The following is a 16,114-nucleotide window of genomic DNA, read 5'->3' as shown; positions in this document are numbered from 1 at the left end:
TCTCCGTCGATATGCTCCCTCTMCCAGAGGGAGAGGGTTGGGGTGAGGGGTTACGGCGTCCGACGGAGCGCCGGCACGCCGTCGAACCTCGTAACCCCTCACCCTCCCACCGCTTCGCGGCGGGTCCCTCCCTCTCCCTCTGGGAGAGGGATCAAAACTAGAACACCATCCCCTGCGCCACGGCCTTCAGCCGTTCGATGGCCGAGAACTTGTCCTCGATGAAGTCCTGGTCGATCCACCAGATCTCGACCTCGCGCATCACCTCGCCAACCATCGGACCCTTGGGCACGCCGGCCTTGAGGATCTCCTCGCCGGTCAGCGGGAAGGCCGGCGGGGTCCAGCTTTCGCCCAGGGCCAGCAGGCCGCGCCACTGGGCCGTGGTGGCCGAGCGGCTGGCGCCGGCCCAGGCCAGCTTCACCCGGTCGCTGAAGGTCTTCAGGCCCAGGGCGTAGACAGCCCGGCGGGTCTCGCGCGGGCTCATCCAGCTGACGATGCGCGGCGACTTGCCCACCGCCTCGACCAGCCGCTCCTTCAGGGCGTTGGACAGCCGCAGGCGCTCGGCCATCTGCTCGGCGATCTTGGGGTCGTCGGGGATCAGGGCCGCCAGGCGCAGCTCGGGATCGTTCTCGAACAGCTGCTCGGTCTCGATCGCCATCAGCCCCTCGAACCGGGCCAGCGACTTCACGAACGGCAGGATGGCCGGCAGCACGCCGGTGGCGGCCATCAGGCGCAGGGCGGCGCGCGGATCGTCGGCCGCCAGCAGCTTCAGCAGCTCCTTCTGGGTGCGCTCGGCGGCGCGGCCCTCGACCATGCCCTTCAGCGCCTTACAGGCGGCCAGAGCCTTCTGGTCGGCGTCGCCCTTGCCGTACCAGGCGTGGAAGCGGAAGAAGCGCAGGATGCGCAGATAGTCCTCGCGGATGCGGGTCATCGGATCGCCGACGAACACCACCCGGCCCTCGCGGGCGTCGTTCACGCCCTCGCCGGTGGGATCGTACAGGCGGCCGTGGATGTCGGCGTAGAGGGCGTTGAAGCGGAAGTCGCGGCGCTCGGCGTCCTGGTCCCAGTCCTGGGTGAACGACACCACCGCCCGACGGCCGTCGGTCGACACGTCGCGGCGCAGGGTGGTKATCTCGTAGGAGCGGCCGTTGGAGAGGGCCGTGACCGTGCCGTGGTCGACGCCGGTGGGGATCGAGCGCAGGCCCGCCTCGCCCAGGGCTTCGATCACCTGGTCGGGGGTCAGGGTGGTGGCGATGTCGATGTCGTCGATGGGCTTGCCCATCAGGGTGTTGCGCACACAGCCGCCGACGAAGCGCGCACAGCCGGGGAAGCCGCGCTTCTCGAGCGCGGCGATCACGGCCTGGGTCTCCGGCAGCGCCATCCACGGCGCCACGCCTATCGTCTCGGTGCTCACGCTACTCCCCCGCGGTACGCAACACGCCCCCGCACGCGGGGCGAGGCATTTCAGACGATTATCGCCCGCCGACAAGCCCGTTGATAAACTTAACCATAGATTCTTCCGTGGTTTACGTCGGGGCCGCCTGGGCGGGTTACGGGGCGTCCGGCGTTTCTTCCGGCCCGTGCAGGCGCTCGTACAGGCCCCGCAGCATGCCCGCCGTCGCGCCCCAGATGAACCGCTCGTTCCAGGGCATGGCGTAGAAGAACCGCCGCTCGCCGTCGGGCAGGTCGCGGTGCTGGCGCTGGTGGTTGCCCGGGTCCATCAGGAAGGCGAACGGGGTCTCGAAGACGTCGGCCACCTCGTCGGGACTGGGCTCGAAGGTGGCGGCCGGATCGATGAAGCCGACCACCGGGGTGACGTGGAAGCCGGTCACCGTGCGGTAGCCGTGCAGCAGGCCGGCCAGGGTCACGAACTTCGGGTCGAGGTGGATCTCCTCCTGGGCCTCGCGCAGCGCCGTTTCCCAGGGCGTCTCGCCGGGATCGCAGCGGCCGCCGGGAAAGGCGATCTGGCCGGTGTGGCTGCGCAGGGTGTCGGCCCGGCGGGTCAGCAGCACGGTCCAGCCTTCCTCATGCTCGACCAGCCCGACCAGCACGGCGGCCGGACGCAGGGCGTGGGGATTGTCGGGCCGCAGGCCGGGATTGAGGTCGAAGTCCGAGCGCGCCGCATCCAGGCTGGGATCGTAGGCCTCGATCGGGTCCAGCTTGCTGGTGATCCACGCTCGCCGTTCGTCTCGGGTCAGGGTCATCCGCGATGGACCCCGGCCGGCGCGATCGGGAACCAGGCGCCGTTCGAGGCCACGCCCAGGCGCGGCCCGTCGGGCGTGTCGCGCTCGGCGGCCAGCTCGGCCAGCTCGTAGAACACCGGCCGGGCGATCAGGGCCTCCAGGCCGCGCCGCACGTGCAGATAGGGCCTGGGCTCGCCGGTGGTCGGATCGGTCTCGACGCGGATGGCGTTGTCCGGACCCGCCTCCACCACGTCGCCGACATTGGTCTCGAACCTGAGGGCGTCGCCGACCTGATCGACACGCGTGGCGATGAACGGCGCGTCCTCGACCTGGATCTTCAGCTTCTCGACCGGCGTGACCAGGTGATAGCCGTCCGGGTCCAGGCGCAGCACGGTCGAGAACAGGCGCACCAGCGCCTCGCGGCCGATCGGCGTGCCCTCATGGAACCAGACCCCGTCCCTGCGGATGCGGATGTCGATGTCGCCGCAATGCTCGGGATGCCACAGGTGCACGGGCGGCAGGCCGCGCTGGCCCGCTTCCTTGGCGGCGGCGGTGACGCCTGCGAGGCCGGAAGGGGTGGGATCGACGGTCATGGGTTTCAGGTAGGGCAAGCCGGTGTCCGGCTCAAGCGCGGGCTTCCCCTCACCCGATGCGGATCGGACCCACCAGGCCGGCGTCCCCGCCCTCGACCAGCGCCTTGACCAACACGCGGCGCTGGTCCGCCGGACCCGGCATGATCGCTTGCGAAGCCGGCTCGGCCGCGAAGCCGACGCGGCCGAAATAGGGGGCGTCGCCCACCAGCAGCACCGCGGCCCAGCCGGCCTTTGCGGCGGCGTCGCAGGCGGCCTCGACCAGGGCCTGGCCCAGGCCGTGCTTGCGCTCGTCGGCGTCGACCGCCAGCGGGCCGAGGAAGGCTAAGGGCTTGCCGCCCACGGTCACCGGCCACAGGCGCACGCTGCCGATCACGCGCCCTTCATGCAGGGCCACGAACGAGCAGTCGTCCAGCTTGTGGTTACCCTCGCGAAGGCGCTCGGACGACTTGGCGAAGCGACCCGGACCGAAGGCGCGATCGACCAGCACCTCGACGGCGCGGGCGTGCTCGGGCCGTTCGACGAGGATGGCGGGGGGAAGCGGCGAAGGGGCGACGGCGGAAGACGACATGGGCGCTTAAACGATCCGGAACACGAAAAGGGGACATAGCCCCGGATCGTGACGCGGCCGAGACGGCCGCTTCCGGGGCGTTAGTGGCGGACTCCGGTCCGCGCGGCGCAGGTTCGTCGCAGGCGTCGCATGGCGGCGCTTTCCTTCCGTTGGAGCGCGCGGAATAGGGCCTGGTGCGCCTGGCGTCAATGAATTCAACTGTCGCATCAAACAAACTCGATTGCGGTGACGCTCGGTCGGGGACATGGTCCGCCGCCATGACCGACCTCCCCCCCGATCCCGACTCCGTCCCCTCGGCCATCGAAGCGACGGACACGTCCATGCGCGCCCTGCTCAAGCAGACCGACTTCGTGTTCTTCTGGGCCGCGCGCTTCGCCGCCACCCTGGCGGTGCAGATCCAGGGCGTGACGATCGGCTGGCAGGTCTACACCCTGGCCCGCGAGACCGGACACAACGAGGGCCAGGGCGCCTTCCTGCTGGGGATGGTGGGCCTGGCCCAGTTCATCCCGCTGTTCTTCCTGACCCTGACCGCCGGCGAGACCGCCGACCGCCACGATCGCCGGGCGATCATGACCGCCGCGATCGGCGTCGACATCCTGTGCGCCGCCGGCCTGGGCCTGCTGGCCTGGTCGGGTCATACCGCCCTGTGGCCGATCTTCGCCATCGCCGTGCTGTTCGGCGCCGGCCGCGCCTTCCTGTCGCCCGCCTCCAGCGCCATGGGCCCGATGCTGGTGCCGCGTCCGCTGCTGCCGCGCGCCATCGCCTGGAACTCGCTGTCCTGGCAGAGCGCCTCGATCATCGGTCCGGCCCTGAGCGGTCTGCTCTGCGCCGTCTCGCCGGCCACGGCGTTCGCGACCTCGGCGGGCCTGTTCCTGCTGGGCGGCCTTCTGCTGGCCTTCATCCGCCAGTCGACCCGGCCGGTCGTGCAGCCCGGTTCGCGCTGGACCCTGATCAAGGAGGGCCTGGCCTACACCTGGGACAACAAGATCGTCTTCGGCTCGATCTCGCTGGACCTGTTCGCCGTGCTTCTGGGCGGCGCCACCGCCCTGCTGCCGGTGTTCGCCCGCGACGTGCTGCATGTCGGGGCCGAGGGCTTCGGCGTCCTGCGCGCCGCCCCGGCCGTGGGCGCCACCCTGGTGGCGATCTTCCTGGCCAGCCACCAGATCCGCCGCCGCGCGGGCCTGCTGATGTTCGGCGCCGTCGCCGTGTTCGGCGCGGCGACGGTGGTCTTCGGCCTGTCGAAGTGGACCTGGCTGTCGGTCGGCGCCCTGGCGATCCTGGGCGGGGCCGACATGGTCTCGGTCTATATCCGCCAGACCCTGGTGCAGCTGGTCACGCCCGACCCCATGCGCGGTCGCGTGGCCGCCGTCTCGGGCCTGTTCATCAGCGCCTCCAACGAGCTGGGCGAGTTCGAGAGCGGCGTCGCGGCGCGGTTCCTGGGTCCGGTCGGCGCGGCGGTGTTCGGCGGCGTCGGGGCGCTGGTGGTGACCGGCGCCTGGGCCAAGATGTTCCCGGCGCTGCGCAAGGCCGACCGGCTGGAATAGCTTTCCAACTCCGCTCATCCCGGCGAATGCCGGGACCCAGATGGAATGGCTGTGTGGTTGACGCCAAGGGTTCTGAGCTCTTCCAACCCTCCACCCAGCTATAGGATCTGGGTCCCGGCATTCGCCGGGATGAGCGGTTGAAGGGAAGGACCTAGGCCCCCGCCAGCTTCCGCAACGGCTCGCCGGTCATCCGCCGGACGATCCACTCGTCCATCGCCGCGGCGCCCAGGCTGTCGTAGAAGGCGATGGACGGGGCGTTCCAGTCCAGCACCGCCCATTCCAGCCGGCCCAGATTCTCGTCCAGGCAGCGCCGCGCCAKATTGGCCAGCAGGGCCTTGCCCGCGCCCGATCCGCGCGCCTCGGGCCGCACGAACAGGTCCTCGAGATAGATCCCGTGCCGGCCGACGAAGGTCGAGAAATTGTAGAACCACAGGGCGAAGCCCACCGGTTCGCCGTCGATCTCGGCGATGTCGCAGAAGGCCTTGGGGTTTTCGCCGAACAGCGCCACCGTGACGTGGTCCTGCGTCGCCTCCACCGCGTCGAGCAGCTTCTCGTACTCGGCCAGGTCGCGGATGAACCGCAGGATCAGGGCGCTGTCCCCCGGGACGGCCGGGCGAATGGTGACGGGCATATGGCGGTCTCTTCGGACTATCTGGATTTCGTGCTGGAGCAGTTGGCCCCGGTCGGGCCGCTGACCTTCCGCAAGATGTTCGGCGGAGTCGGGCTCTACGCCCAAGGCCTGTTCTTCGCCCTGATCGACGACGACACCCTGTACCTCAAGGGCGACGAAACCCTGCGCGCCGATTTCGAGGCGGTCGGCAGCACCCAGTTCGCGCCGTTCGGCATGAGCCCCATGGCCTACTGGACCGCACCGGCCGAGGCGCTGGACGATCCGGACCTGATGATCGACTGGGCGCGCCGGTCCATCGCCGTGGCGGCGGCGCGCAAGGACAGGCCTCGGAAATAGCTAGCCGATCACCACGCCCGGTGGCGGGACGCTGTCCTCGGGCACGAAGAAGTCCGGCATCAGGGTGGCGGTCGGGTCCACGCGGTACTTGTCGAAGTCGCGTTCGCCCTCGCCGTAAAGGAACGTGTCGTCGATCACGAACTGGCCGGTGAATTCGCGCGAGGGCTTGAGGAAGATGGCGTGGGCGGCGTCGGCCATGATCTCGACCGTGCGGCAGTGCTTGAGGCCTTCCTCGCCGGTCAGGGCGAACTGGATGGCGGCGGTGGCGATGGCGGTGCGCGGCCACAGGGCGTTGCAGGCCACGCCGTCGGCGCGGAACTCCTCAGCCATGCCCAGCATGCACAGGCTCATGTTGTACTTGGCCATCGAATAGGCGACGTGCGGCGCGAACCAGCGGGGCTTGATGTCCAGCGGCGGCGACAAGGCCAGGATGTGCGGATTGGCGGCCTTCCTCAGGTGCGGCAGGCAGATCTTCGAGGTCAGGAACGTGCCGCGCCCGTTGATCTGGTGCATCAGGTCGTAGCGCTTCATGTCGGTCGACAGCGTGCCCGTGAGCGAGATCGCCGAGGCGTTGTTCACGCAGATGTCGATGCCGCCGAACGTCTCGACCGCCTTGTCGACCGCGGCCTGGACGCTGGCCTCCTCGCGCACGTCGACCACCAGCGGCAAGGCCTTGCCGCCGGCCGCCTCGATGTCGGCGGCGGCGGTGTAGATCGTGCCGGGCAGCTTAGGGTGGGCCTCGGCGGTCTTGGCGGCGATGACGATGTTGGCCCCGTCGCGGGCCGCGCGCAGGGCGATGGCCAGACCGATGCCGCGCGAGGCGCCGGTGATGAAAAGGGTCTTGCCAGCTAGGCTGCTCATGCTTCTGCTCTCGATGCGGTTCTGGCCAGGATGACGCCGGCGGCGATGAAGCCCAGGGCGAAGCACCAGCCGGCCAGGCGGTGGGCCAGACCCTGATCCTTCAGGGCCAGCCCGGCAAGGCCGATGACGAAGGCGGCGATCCACAGGGCCGAGGCGGCGCGAAACGGTCCCTTGCGGGCCAGCAGGGTCGCCCCGACCACGACCATGCCGATCGACCAGACCGCCGAGGCCACGGTGTAGGACGCCGCGCCCCAGATCCCGGCCGCGGAGGTGCGCACCAGCAGGACGCCGCTCACCGCCATCACGAAGCCGGCCAGCCCCGGCCACCCCATCAGCCGGCCCGCCACCGACTGCACGCCCAACATGCCGAACAGCAGCAGGAGGTCGATCAGCACATAGGTCGACAGCCGCGCGGGATCGGTCAGGTGCGGATAGGCCAACGGTCCCAGCAGGTCGATCAGTCCCCCCAGGACGGCGGCCACGCCGGCCAGCCGCCAGATCGTCTGCCGCCGCATCAGGCCCCCGCGCCCGTGGTCTCCACCGACAGGGCCCAGAGGCGGTCAGCCGCCTCGGGGTCCAGGGCGTAGGGCATGACGCCGCTCCACGGATGCTCCGGGCTCCAGGGAACGGCCTCGGCCAGGTCCTCCAGATAGAGACCGCCCGCGTCGTCCAGCTCGGCGCCGACGGCGGCCCAGACACTGGTCGAGGCGCCCTGCTGGGGCGTCTTGAAGCCGTCGCGCACCTTGCCGTCGTCGTCGATCCAGCCCATCGCCTTCTGCTCCTCGAGCGGCAGGTGGCGCTGCAGCGGGGTCATGATGCCGCCCGGCATCACGGCGAAGGCGCGCACGCCCTGGTCCTTGAACCGCTTGTCGAAGCCCACGGCGAACAGGGCGTTGGCGGTCTTGGCCTGACCGTAGGCCTCCCACTTGTCGTAGGCACGATCGCGGAAGTTCGGGTCGTCGAAGTTCACCGGCGCGCGGCGGTGGCCGATCGACGACAGCGACACCAGCCGCGAGGTCCAGCCCGACCTGGCGCCCGCCACCAGGTTCGGAGCCAGCAGCACCGACAGCAGGAAATGGCCGAAGTGGTTGGTGCCGATCTGCATCTCCAGCCCGTCCTCGGTATAGGCGAGCGGGCAGGCCATGACCCCGGCGTTGTTGATCAGCAGGTTCAGCGGCCGGTCGCCCCAGCGCTCGGCGAAGGCGCGGATCGACTTGAAGCTGGAGAGGTCCAGCATCGACCAGCTGACTTTACCCTTGGCGGTCTTGGCGATGTCGGCGACGGCGGCCTCGGCCAGGTCGGGCTTGCGGACGGCGATCACCACCTCGGCTCCGGCCTCGGCCAGGGCGCGGGCGGTCTCGATCCCGATGCCGGTGGCGCCGCCGGTGACGATGGCGACCACGCCGGTCAGGTCCTGGCCGGCGACCACGTCGCGGGCGTCGGTATAGGCCCCGAAAGGGGACTTGATGCGGTCGGCCATGTTTCGCTCCCTTTTGATCTTTTCGTTGTGACGAACGCTACAGCTGCAGAACCAGAATCCCCAAGGCGATCGCCAGGCACAGCGGCCCGTAGGCGCGGCGGTTGAGCGTCGCGAACGGCGTGCCCTCGGCATAGCGGAAGACGGGCGGGACATAGGTCGCCAGGCCGCGCCCGGCGAACACCGCGAACAGCCCCCAGCGCGCGGCCTGGAACAGCGGGTCCCAGGGCGTGCGGGTCAGGGTCGCCAGGATCAGGGCCCCGCCGGCCGCCAGGGCCAGGGCGACCCCGGTCGAGGCCAGCAAGCCCGGCGCGCGCATGCCGCGGGTGCGGCCCACCACGTGCTCGACCATCGAGGCCTCGTCATGGCCCGGCCAGCGACCGCCCAGGCCCCAATAGAGGTGGATCGCCGACAGGGCGAACAACGCCGCCGCCAGCACCACCGCCAAGGCCATCTCAGCCGACCTTGCTGAAGTCGGGCGCCCGGCGCTCGGCGAAGGCCATGAAGGCTTCCCGCGCCTCGGCGGTCTGCAGCCGCTGGCCGAACAGTTCGCCCTCCTTGTCCATCAGCGCCGCGATGGCCTCCGCGTCGCGCATCAGGCTCTTGGTGACCGTCAGGGCGCCCAGCGGACGCTTGGCCAGCTGGTCGGCGGCGGCGCGGGCCTTGGCCCGCAGGTCTTCCAGCGGCACGCAGGCGTTGGCGATGCCCCAGGCCGCGGCCGTCTCGCCGCTGACCGCCTCGCCCAAGGCGAACATGGCGTAGGCGCGGGCGTGGCCGATGCGGGCCGGCAGCAGCAGGCTGGAGGCGGCCTCCGGCACCAGGGCCAGGTTGACGAACGGCACGGTCAGCTTGGCGTCCGGGCTGGTGAACACCAGGTCGCAGTGCAGCAGCATGGTCGTGCCCACGCCCACGGCCTGGCCCTGGACGGCGGCGACCAGCGGCCGCGTGGCCTTGGCCAGGTTCTTGAGGAACCGCATCACGTGCCGCTCGCCGGTGAAGGCGCCCGTGGCCTGGGCGGCGAAGTCCTGCAGGTCGTTGCCCGAGCTGAAGCTGTCGCCGTCGGCCTGGAACACCACCACCCGCACGGCCGGATCGCTCTCGGCTTGCTCCAGGCTGTCGGCCAGCACGCCGTACATGGCGTTGCTGAGGGCGTTCTTCTTGTCCGGACGGGCCAGGGTGATGGTCATCACGCCGGCGTCGACGACGACCTGAACATGGTCGCTCATTGGGGGTCTCCTTTGGGGAACTTCGTTTGCAGGCTGGTCAGCCAGCGCGACACCACGGCGATCTCGTCATCCGTGAAGCCTTCGGTGAGATGGGCGTTCAGACCTTCGACCCCGGCCTTGGCCTCCTCGCGGGCGGTCTCGCCGTGGGGGGTCAGGTGCAGGCGGAAGGCGCGGCCGTCGTTGGGGTCGGGCCGGCGTTCGACCAGCTCGGCGCGGACCATGCGGTCGACCAGGCCGGTCATGGCCGAGGGCGCCAGGTCCAGCGCCTCGGCGGCCTCGCCGATCAGGGCGCCGTCCTTCTGGCCCAGCACGAACAGCGCCCCGGACTGGGCGGCGGTCAGCCCGCCCTTGGCGGCCATCTTGGCCTCGACATAGCGCTGCACCCGGCGGTGCGCGACATTGAGCAGAAAGACGAGGCGACGGTCGGGCGGCGTGGTCATGGCGCGAGATTATAGTTCGCGCACGAAATATCAAACGAATGTTTTGGCCGATGTCGAAAATCATTCAACCGATCGGTTGACTCTTTGAAGGCCACCCCACACATTCAACCACATGGTTGAATTAAACACCGCCCTTTCGGCCCCTCAGCTGGACGCCGTCTTCCACGCCCTCGGCGACGCCACCCGTCGCCGGATGCTGCGCGAGCTGGCGGGCGGCGAGCGGACGGTGGGCCAGCTGGCCGAGCCGTTCTCGATCTCGCTGGCCGCCGCCTCCAAGCACATCAAGGCGCTGGAGAGCGCCGGCCTGATCCAGCGCGAGGTCCGCGGCCGCACCCACCTGTGCCGCCTGGAGCCCGGCCCGCTGGCCACGGCCCAGGAGTGGCTGAGCTTCTACGAGCACTTCTGGACCAGCCGTCTCGACGTGCTGGACCGGCTCCTCCGCGAGGAGGACGCCCGCAAGACCCCGCCCTCGAACAAAGGAAACGACCAATGAGCGAAGCCGCCACGCTGGACGCCTATGGCGAAGTGATCGAGCCCCTGACCCTGAAGATCCAGCGCCTGCTGCCGGGCCCGATCGACCGCGTCTGGGCCTATCTCACCGAGAGCAAGCTGCGCCGCCAGTGGCTGGCCTCGGGCGCGATGGAGATGAAGGCCGGCGCGCCGTTCACCTTCACCTGGCGCAACAACGAGCTGAGCGATCCGCCCGGCCAGCTTCCCGAGGGCTTCAGCGCCGAGCACAGCCTGGAAAGCCGCATCCTCGACTTCGTCCCGGGCCGCAAGCTGGCCATCGCCTGGAACCAGGGCGAGGTGTCGTTCGAACTGGAGCCCGCAGGCGACAAGGTGCTGCTGACGATCATCCACCGCCGCGCGCCGGACCGCACCACCCTGCTCAATGTCAGCGCCGGCTGGCACGCCCACCTCGACGTCCTGGCCACCCGGCTCAGCGGCAAGCCGCAGACGGCGTCGTTCTGGGACGGCTGGAAGCGGCTCAAGGCCGAGTACGAAAAGCGCCTGCCCGCCGCCTGAACGCTCCCGACCGGAGGCTCCGCCGTTTGGTCGGCGGAGCCACGGAACCTCCCCCAAAATCAGACAGGTTGACCATGATCCACCCCGTTGTTTCACGGGCCGAGTGGCTGAAGGCCCGACTCGCCCTGCTGGCTGAGGAAAAGGCGCTGACCCGGCGCAGCGATCAATTGGCCCTGCAGCGCCAGGCCCTGCCCTGGGTGAAGATCGATAAGCCCTACCGGTTCGAGACCGTGAACGGGCCCGCCTCGCTGGAGGACCTGTTCGACGGCCGCTCGCAGCTGATGGTCTATCACTTCATGTTCGGCCCGGACTACGAGGCCGGCTGCCCGTCCTGCTCGGCCATCGCCGACGGCTTCGACGCCTCGGTCGTGCACCTGGCCAATCACGATGTCACCCTGACGGCGGTGTCGCGCGCCCCGCTGGCAAAGCTGCAAGCCTACCAGCGACGGATGGGCTGGTCGTTCCCCTGGGCGTCGTCCGGGGGGAGCGACTTCAATTTCGACTTCAACGTCTCGTTCTCCGAGGCCCAGCAGCGCACCGGGACCGTGGACTACAACTACGAGATCGCCGGCCACGCCCTGGACATCAAGCCGGCGCCCCCGCCGGTCCTTGAGTTCGCGGCGATGTGCGGCACGAACGCCGAAACCTATGCGCTGGATCGGCCCGGCCTGAGCACCTTCGTGCTGGAGGACGGCGTCGTCTATCACACCTACTCGACCTACACGCGGGGCGTGGACGGGCTGTGGGGCATGTACCAGTGGCTGGATCGCGCGCCCAAGGGCCGCAACGAACAGGACCTGTGGTTCCGCCGCCACGACGAGTATCCGAGGGCGGCCGAGTGACCGTGGATACGTCGCCCTCGCCGGCGCTGGCCGCGTCCGGCTGGCTGAGCCTGGCGGCCACCCCGACCTTCGCCGCCATGGCGTTGGTCACCGGCCTGACGGGCGGACCGATGGGCGGGCTGTGCGCCGTCCGGCCGCCCTTCGACGGCATGGCGGCGATGTACGCCCTGATGGCCGTGTTCCACGCCGCGCMGTGGATCCGGCTGGCCGCCAGGCGGCGTGCGTCCGCCTAGGCCCTGAAGGGCTAGACGGCTCGGTACCAGTTCACCGCGTCGGCGTCCTTCTCGCGCGCGGCCAGACCCCGCCCGATCAGGCAGTTGAGGTGGGCCAGGGCCTCGCCGGTGGCCATGCCCAGGATGTCCGGCCCGATCGGCCGCGCGAACAGCGCCCCGAACACGTCGACCACCCGCTTGGGCTCGGCCAGCTTGCCCGCCAGGCGCGTCAGGGCCCGCTCGTGCCCCGAGATCAGGCCGTCGATGCGGGCGTGCAACCCCCGGAACGGATCGTTGTGGGCCGGCAGCACCAGCACCGAGTCGGGCACGGCCGCCTTCACCTTGGCCAGCGAGGTGATCCAGTCGGTCAGGGGATCGGCGTCCGGCTCGGTCGGATGCACCGAGACGTTGGACGAGATGCGCGGCAGCACCTGGTCGCCGGAGATCAGCACGTCCAGCTCGGGGCACCACAGGCAGGCGTGGTCGGGCGAGTGCCCCTGGCCGGTCACCACCCGCCAGTCATGGTCGCCGATGCGGAAGGTCTCGCCGTCACTCAGGCGGCGATAGCTGTCGGGCATCTGATAGATCGCCTTGCCGAACCCGCCGAACCGGGCCTTGTAGTTGTCGATCGCCTCGTCGTCCCAGCCCGCCGCGTGGAAGAACCGCACCCCGTCCTCCGGGGCCTCGCGGCCGGTGTCGGCCACCAGCATCCGGCACTGGAAGTATTCCAGCCGGGTCATCCAGAGGCGGACGTCGAACTTGCGGACGATCCAGCCGGCCAGGCCCACATGGTCGGGATGCAGGTGGGTGACGATCACCCGGGTGACGGGCAGGCCGCCCAGGGCGCCGGCGAAGGCCACCCGCCAGGCCTGCGAGGTCTCCTTGGTCTGCAGGCCGGTGTCGACCACCGCCCAGCCCTCGCCGTCGCGGATGGCCCAGACATTGATGAAGCCCAGCGAGCCGCCCAGCGGCTGGCGCAGCCACAGCACGCCCGGCGCGACCTCGACCGCCTGGCCCGACCCCGTCTCCGGCGCCGTTTCGAACGGATAGACCAGGCGCGGCTTGCGCGGTTCGACCGTTTCGGACGCCTCTTCCTCGATCCCGTCTCGCATCTGCGTCCTCCGGTCACAGCCACCGTCATGATTGCGCCCCCGTCGGACGACATCTTGACCCTTGATGCAAGCGGGCCTTAAGTCCGCCGCGAGGAATTTACCCCAGGAGATACACCCTATGAGGCCCATCGCGATCGGCCTGACGGCCGCCCTCGCGCTCGCCGCGCTCATTCCGGCCGCCGTGATCTCGGCGCCGAAGGAGAAAGCCGCCGCCCCCGCCGTCGACGCCAAGGCCCGCGAGGCCGGCATGAAGGCGGCGCCGGACCTGATCAAGACCGCCGGCGTCTCATGCACGGTCACCGACGCCCGCCTGATCGGCAACGACAAGAAGACGGCCACCGACTACTACGAAGTCGCCTGCCAGCAGGGCCTGGGCTTCGCGGTCCTGGCCAAGAAGGACTCGCCTCCGCAGACCTACAGCTGCCTGGAAACCGCAGCCGCCGGCGCCGACGGCAAGCCCAGCGCCCTGGCCTGCGTGCTGCCCGGCAACGCCGACCCCAAGGCCGGCCTGGTTCCGTACCTGGCCAAGGCGGGCGCGACCTGCGACATCCAGAACGCCCGCGCCATCGGCGCCGGCGCTCACAACGCCTATTTCGAAGTCGCCTGTAAGGGCGGCGCCGGCTACATCGTCCAGACCGCGTCGCCGGTGAACGTCGACCAGGACGTCACCGTCAACAGCTGCCTGCTGTACGAAGAAGGCGGCAACGTCAGCTGCAAGCTGACCGACCGGGCCACCCAGCTGGCCGTCGTCGACACCCTGAACGGCGCGGCCGGCAAGAACTGCGCCATCAAGGACAAGCGCTACGTCCTCAGCACCAAGACCGACAACTACTTCGAAGTCGCGTGTCAGGACGGCAAGGGCTACGTCTACCAGCAGGCCTCGGCCACCGGCGCCTTCGTCCGCTCGATCGACTGCGCCCAGGCCAGCTTCGTCGGCGGCGGCTGCACCCTGAGCGACGCCGTKGCCGCCCAGACCGAACAGGCCGGCCTCTATACCAAGCTGGCCACCAAGGCCGGCTTCGACTGCAAGGTCGAGAAGTACGGCATGCTGCCCAGCCCCGATCCCCGCAAGGAGATCGTCGAACTGAAGTGCTCGAACCGTCCTGACGGCGGCATCGGCATCTTCACCGCCACCAGCAACACCGTCTACGACTGCGTCACTTCGGAAATGAACGGCTACCGCTGCAGCTTCACCAAGCCGGACGAGGCGTTCCCGCGCCTGACGGCCGACCTGAAGGGCCTGGGCAAGAGCAGCTGCACCGTCTCCGGCGCCCGCGTCATCGGCCAGACCGCCACCGACGGCTACGTCGAAGTGGCCTGCTCGGACGGCCTGCCGGGCTGGGTGATGGCCTATCCGCTGAACACCACCGCCCCGCACGCCAAGGAAGTCCTGTCCTGCGTGCAGGCCAAGGGCGTCGGCGGCGGCTGCAAGCTGCCGACCAACAAGACCAAGAGCTGATCGGGCGCACAGCCTGAACGAAAGAAGCCCGCCGGGAGCGATCCCGGCGGGCTTTTTCTTTGCTTCAGCCAAGGGCCGAAACCCGTTGGCGCGAGGGGTTTTCCCGAAAGGGATTGCGGCTTAGAGCCCCGCCCCGATCTTCTCCAGGCTCTGGGCCATCTGCTTCAGGCGCTTGTCGAGCTCGGCCATGGTGCGGTTCAAGGCGCCCTCGTCGTCGCGCCAGACCTGCAGGGTGCGGCCCCACACCGCCGACATCGCCGTCAGCCGGGCCGGGGTGGCGTCGACGCCGGCGGCTTCCAGGATCGCCCGGGCGGTCCGGGGGAAGCGCAGGGCCGAGATCACCACGCTTTCCGAGCGGCTGATGGCGATCAGGGCGGCGCGGTGGGGCTCCATGGCCTCGAGCCGGGCCATGGCGGCGTCGAACAGCCGGTCGTGGGTCGAGGCGTCCTCGGCCGTGACCGTGGCCAGGGCGGCGCGGTCGAAGCGGGCGGCCAGGTGGTTCAGCACCGCGCCCTTGCCGTCGGCCCGGGCGTAGAGCTCGGCGAACGGGACCTCGGCCTTCAGAGCGATGTCGCGCAGGCTGATCTGGGTCCACGGCCGATCGGCGGCCAGGGACAGGGCCGCGGCGGCGGCGCGATCGAGGATGTCTTCGGCGGCGGTCATGGCTGCTGAAATGGCGGGTCGGCGGGCGCGAAGCAAGGACCCTCTCCCAGGGGGAGAGAGCTCTAGCCCCCCAGTTCCACCGATCGCTTCACCGCCGCGTCCAGCGCGCGGGGCAGCAGGTCGCCGAAACCGCCCTCGCCCATCAGCACGCCCAGGGCCGCGGCCGTGGTGCCGCCGGGCGAGGTGACCTGCCTGCGCAGCTCGGCCSGCTCCTCGCCGCCCTGGCCCAGCAGAGCCGCGGCGCCGACGATCGTGGCCCGCGCCAGCCGGGCCGAGGCGGCCGGGTCCAGCCCCTGGCCCGCGCCAGCCGCCTCCAGCGCCTCGATGAAGGCGTAGAGATAGGCCGGGGCCGAGCCGGATACGGCGGTGGCGGCRTGCATCAGCGCTTCGTCGTCGAGATCGACCGTGGTCGCCACAGGGTCCAGCAGGGCGTGGGCCCGGTGGCGGGCCTCGGCGGTCTCGGCGTAGATCGACGCCGTGCCCAGGCCGATGGCGACGGCGGTGGTCGGCATCACCCGGGCCACGGCGCGGCCGCCGAACGCCTGGGCGATGTCGGCGGCCCGCACCCCGGCGGCTATGGAAACGATCACGGCGTCGGGCGCCAGGTGCGGGACGACATCGGCCACGGCCTCGCGCCAGATCTGCGGCTTGACGGCCAGCAGCACGGTCTTGGCGGCGGACAGGGCTTCCAGCGGCGGATTGACGGTCGAGCCCGGGAAGGCGGCGGCGTCGACGTTCGGGTCGCGGACGATCAGGTCGGCGGCGGCGAAGGCGTCCACCTTGCTCCAGCCCTCGATCAGGGCCCCGCCCATGCGTCCGGCGCCGAGGAGGAGGATGGGGGTCATGAAGGGGCTCCCGAAACATCGTCCTTCTCCCCTTGCGGGAGAAGGTGGCCTGCGTAGCAGGTCGGATGAGGGGTCGCACCTGCCTATCCGATGGGGAAC

At 70.1% G+C, this 16,114-nt stretch carries 21 protein-coding genes and 1 pseudogene; 8 read left to right on the top strand and 14 right to left on the bottom strand.

Annotated elements, in window-relative coordinates:
• Positions 1 to 9 precede the first annotated feature (9 nt).
• A pseudogene (locus tag AC1U89_RS04090) lies at positions 10 to 153 on the top strand (hypothetical protein); the annotation flags it as partial.
• A gap of 4 nt (positions 154 to 157) precedes the next feature.
• Here AC1U89_RS04090 and AC1U89_RS04085 read toward each other — a convergent pair.
• From AC1U89_RS04085 to AC1U89_RS04070, 4 genes are all read right to left on the bottom strand, one after another.
• Positions 158 to 1,411: a CCA tRNA nucleotidyltransferase gene (locus tag AC1U89_RS04085; protein WP_479898432.1), complete on the bottom strand. Its 1,254-nt coding sequence runs from the start codon at positions 1,409 to 1,411 to the stop codon at positions 158 to 160.
• A gap of 136 nt (positions 1,412 to 1,547) precedes the next feature.
• A complete protein-coding gene (locus AC1U89_RS04080; RefSeq protein WP_479898652.1) occupies positions 1,548 to 2,195 on the bottom strand; it encodes a CoA pyrophosphatase in 648 nt (215 codons plus the stop codon).
• Between the two features lie 2 nt (positions 2,196 to 2,197).
• On the bottom strand, positions 2,198 to 2,773 hold the full coding sequence (locus tag AC1U89_RS04075; protein WP_479898651.1) for a DUF1285 domain-containing protein: 576 nt from the start codon (positions 2,771 to 2,773) through the stop codon (positions 2,198 to 2,200).
• A gap of 49 nt (positions 2,774 to 2,822) precedes the next feature.
• Positions 2,823 to 3,341, bottom strand: a complete 519-nt coding sequence (locus AC1U89_RS04070; protein WP_479898430.1) for a GNAT family N-acetyltransferase — start codon at positions 3,339 to 3,341, stop codon at positions 2,823 to 2,825.
• Between the two features lie 257 nt (positions 3,342 to 3,598).
• Here AC1U89_RS04070 and AC1U89_RS04065 point away from each other — a divergent pair, with 257 nt between their 5' ends.
• A complete protein-coding gene (locus tag AC1U89_RS04065; protein WP_479898429.1) occupies positions 3,599 to 4,885 on the top strand; it encodes an MFS transporter in 1,287 nt (428 codons plus the stop codon).
• Between the two features lie 151 nt (positions 4,886 to 5,036).
• Here the strand turns inward: AC1U89_RS04065 and AC1U89_RS04060 are convergent, their stop codons facing one another.
• Positions 5,037 to 5,516, bottom strand: a complete 480-nt coding sequence (locus tag AC1U89_RS04060; protein ID WP_479898428.1) for an N-acetyltransferase family protein — start codon at positions 5,514 to 5,516, stop codon at positions 5,037 to 5,039.
• Here AC1U89_RS04060 and AC1U89_RS04055 point away from each other — a divergent pair, their 5' ends adjacent.
• Positions 5,517 to 5,852: a TfoX/Sxy family protein gene (locus AC1U89_RS04055; protein WP_479898427.1), complete on the top strand. Its 336-nt coding sequence runs from the start codon at positions 5,517 to 5,519 to the stop codon at positions 5,850 to 5,852. It begins immediately after the preceding gene.
• Here the strand turns inward: AC1U89_RS04055 and AC1U89_RS04050 are convergent, their stop codons facing one another.
• The 6 genes from AC1U89_RS04050 to AC1U89_RS04025 are packed head-to-tail and all read right to left on the bottom strand — an operon-like array spanning position 5,853 to position 9,856.
• Complete coding sequence (locus AC1U89_RS04050) at positions 5,853 to 6,713, bottom strand: SDR family oxidoreductase (RefSeq protein WP_479898426.1); 861 nt, start codon at positions 6,711 to 6,713, stop codon at positions 5,853 to 5,855.
• On the bottom strand, positions 6,710 to 7,228 hold the full coding sequence (locus AC1U89_RS04045) for a hypothetical protein (protein ID WP_479898425.1): 519 nt from the start codon (positions 7,226 to 7,228) through the stop codon (positions 6,710 to 6,712). Before AC1U89_RS04045 ends, AC1U89_RS04050 begins: the two co-directional genes overlap by 4 nt.
• Positions 7,228 to 8,193: an SDR family NAD(P)-dependent oxidoreductase gene (locus tag AC1U89_RS04040; protein WP_479898424.1), complete on the bottom strand. Its 966-nt coding sequence runs from the start codon at positions 8,191 to 8,193 to the stop codon at positions 7,228 to 7,230. The genes AC1U89_RS04045 and AC1U89_RS04040 overlap by 1 nt, the downstream gene beginning before the upstream one ends.
• A gap of 37 nt (positions 8,194 to 8,230) precedes the next feature.
• A complete protein-coding gene (locus AC1U89_RS04035; protein ID WP_479898423.1) occupies positions 8,231 to 8,644 on the bottom strand; it encodes a DUF3995 domain-containing protein in 414 nt (137 codons plus the stop codon).
• A gap of 1 nt (position 8,645) precedes the next feature.
• A complete protein-coding gene (locus tag AC1U89_RS04030) occupies positions 8,646 to 9,416 on the bottom strand; it encodes an enoyl-CoA hydratase (RefSeq protein WP_479898422.1) in 771 nt (256 codons plus the stop codon).
• On the bottom strand, positions 9,413 to 9,856 hold the full coding sequence (locus AC1U89_RS04025; RefSeq protein ID WP_479898421.1) for a MarR family winged helix-turn-helix transcriptional regulator: 444 nt from the start codon (positions 9,854 to 9,856) through the stop codon (positions 9,413 to 9,415). Before AC1U89_RS04025 ends, AC1U89_RS04030 begins: the two co-directional genes overlap by 4 nt.
• A 112-nt stretch (positions 9,857 to 9,968) precedes the next feature.
• Between AC1U89_RS04025 and AC1U89_RS04020 the strand changes: the two genes are divergently transcribed.
• From AC1U89_RS04020 to AC1U89_RS04005, 4 genes are all read left to right on the top strand, one after another.
• Positions 9,969 to 10,349, top strand: a complete 381-nt coding sequence (locus AC1U89_RS04020) for an ArsR/SmtB family transcription factor (protein WP_479898420.1) — start codon at positions 9,969 to 9,971, stop codon at positions 10,347 to 10,349.
• Positions 10,346 to 10,882 carry an SRPBCC family protein gene (locus AC1U89_RS04015; RefSeq protein WP_479898419.1) on the top strand — a complete coding sequence of 179 codons (537 nt, stop codon included), beginning with the start codon at positions 10,346 to 10,348 and terminating at the stop codon, positions 10,880 to 10,882. Before AC1U89_RS04020 ends, AC1U89_RS04015 begins: the two co-directional genes overlap by 4 nt.
• Positions 10,883 to 10,956: 74 nt before the next feature.
• Entirely contained in the window at positions 10,957 to 11,724 is a 768-nt protein-coding gene (locus AC1U89_RS04010; RefSeq protein WP_479898417.1) for a DUF899 domain-containing protein, read from the top strand.
• Positions 11,721 to 11,957, top strand: a complete 237-nt coding sequence (locus AC1U89_RS04005) for a hypothetical protein (protein WP_479898416.1) — start codon at positions 11,721 to 11,723, stop codon at positions 11,955 to 11,957. Before AC1U89_RS04010 ends, AC1U89_RS04005 begins: the two co-directional genes overlap by 4 nt.
• Positions 11,958 to 11,968: 11 nt before the next feature.
• On the opposite strand, the gene AC1U89_RS04000 is transcribed toward AC1U89_RS04005, so the two are convergent.
• On the bottom strand, positions 11,969 to 13,048 hold the full coding sequence (locus AC1U89_RS04000; protein ID WP_479898414.1) for an MBL fold metallo-hydrolase: 1,080 nt from the start codon (positions 13,046 to 13,048) through the stop codon (positions 11,969 to 11,971).
• A 118-nt stretch (positions 13,049 to 13,166) separates the two neighbouring features.
• Between AC1U89_RS04000 and AC1U89_RS03995 the strand changes: the two genes are divergently transcribed.
• Positions 13,167 to 14,507, top strand: a complete 1,341-nt coding sequence (locus tag AC1U89_RS03995; protein ID WP_479898413.1) for a hypothetical protein — start codon at positions 13,167 to 13,169, stop codon at positions 14,505 to 14,507.
• 120 nt (positions 14,508 to 14,627) lie between these two features.
• Here AC1U89_RS03995 and AC1U89_RS03990 read toward each other — a convergent pair whose 3' ends face one another.
• Together AC1U89_RS03990 and proC are read right to left on the bottom strand one after the other, a co-directional pair.
• A complete protein-coding gene (locus AC1U89_RS03990) occupies positions 14,628 to 15,170 on the bottom strand; it encodes a TetR family transcriptional regulator (protein WP_479898650.1) in 543 nt (180 codons plus the stop codon).
• A 62-nt stretch (positions 15,171 to 15,232) separates the two neighbouring features.
• Positions 15,233 to 16,015 (bottom strand): pyrroline-5-carboxylate reductase, encoded by a 783-nt coding sequence (gene proC, locus AC1U89_RS03985; protein ID WP_479898412.1) that lies wholly within the window; start codon positions 16,013 to 16,015, stop codon positions 15,233 to 15,235.
• Between the last annotated feature and the right edge of the window lie 99 nt (positions 16,016 to 16,114).

Source organism: Caulobacter sp. 05T431 (assembly GCF_056665975.1).
Note: the sequence above shows the minus strand (reverse complement) of the source record. Positions and strands in the feature narration are given on the sequence as shown.

Excerpts from the sequence above, each read along its gene's own strand:
- AC1U89_RS04045 (WP_479898425.1), bottom strand. The coding sequence starts at position 7,228 with ATGCGGCGGCAGACGATCTGGCGGCTGGCCGGCGTGGCCGCCGTCCTG.
- AC1U89_RS04035 (WP_479898423.1), bottom strand. The coding sequence starts at position 8,644 with ATGGCCTTGGCGGTGGTGCTGGCGGCGGCGTTGTTCGCCCTGTCGGCG.
- AC1U89_RS04070 (WP_479898430.1), bottom strand. The coding sequence starts at position 3,341 with ATGTCGTCTTCCGCCGTCGCCCCTTCGCCGCTTCCCCCCGCCATCCTC.
- AC1U89_RS04015 (WP_479898419.1), top strand. The coding sequence starts at position 10,346 with ATGAGCGAAGCCGCCACGCTGGACGCCTATGGCGAAGTGATCGAGCCC.
- AC1U89_RS04055 (WP_479898427.1), top strand. The coding sequence starts at position 5,517 with ATGGCGGTCTCTTCGGACTATCTGGATTTCGTGCTGGAGCAGTTGGCC.
- AC1U89_RS04065 (WP_479898429.1), top strand. The coding sequence starts at position 3,599 with ATGACCGACCTCCCCCCCGATCCCGACTCCGTCCCCTCGGCCATCGAA.
- AC1U89_RS04030 (WP_479898422.1), bottom strand. The coding sequence starts at position 9,416 with ATGAGCGACCATGTTCAGGTCGTCGTCGACGCCGGCGTGATGACCATC.
- AC1U89_RS03990 (WP_479898650.1), bottom strand. The coding sequence starts at position 15,170 with ATGACCGCCGCCGAAGACATCCTCGATCGCGCCGCCGCCGCGGCCCTG.
- AC1U89_RS04020 (WP_479898420.1), top strand. The coding sequence starts at position 9,969 with ATGGTTGAATTAAACACCGCCCTTTCGGCCCCTCAGCTGGACGCCGTC.
- AC1U89_RS04075 (WP_479898651.1), bottom strand. The coding sequence starts at position 2,773 with ATGACCGTCGATCCCACCCCTTCCGGCCTCGCAGGCGTCACCGCCGCC.
- AC1U89_RS04000 (WP_479898414.1), bottom strand. The coding sequence starts at position 13,048 with ATGCGAGACGGGATCGAGGAAGAGGCGTCCGAAACGGTCGAACCGCGC.
- AC1U89_RS04050 (WP_479898426.1), bottom strand. The coding sequence starts at position 6,713 with ATGAGCAGCCTAGCTGGCAAGACCCTTTTCATCACCGGCGCCTCGCGC.
- AC1U89_RS04010 (WP_479898417.1), top strand. The coding sequence starts at position 10,957 with ATGATCCACCCCGTTGTTTCACGGGCCGAGTGGCTGAAGGCCCGACTC.
- AC1U89_RS04025 (WP_479898421.1), bottom strand. The coding sequence starts at position 9,856 with ATGACCACGCCGCCCGACCGTCGCCTCGTCTTTCTGCTCAATGTCGCG.
- AC1U89_RS04040 (WP_479898424.1), bottom strand. The coding sequence starts at position 8,193 with ATGGCCGACCGCATCAAGTCCCCTTTCGGGGCCTATACCGACGCCCGC.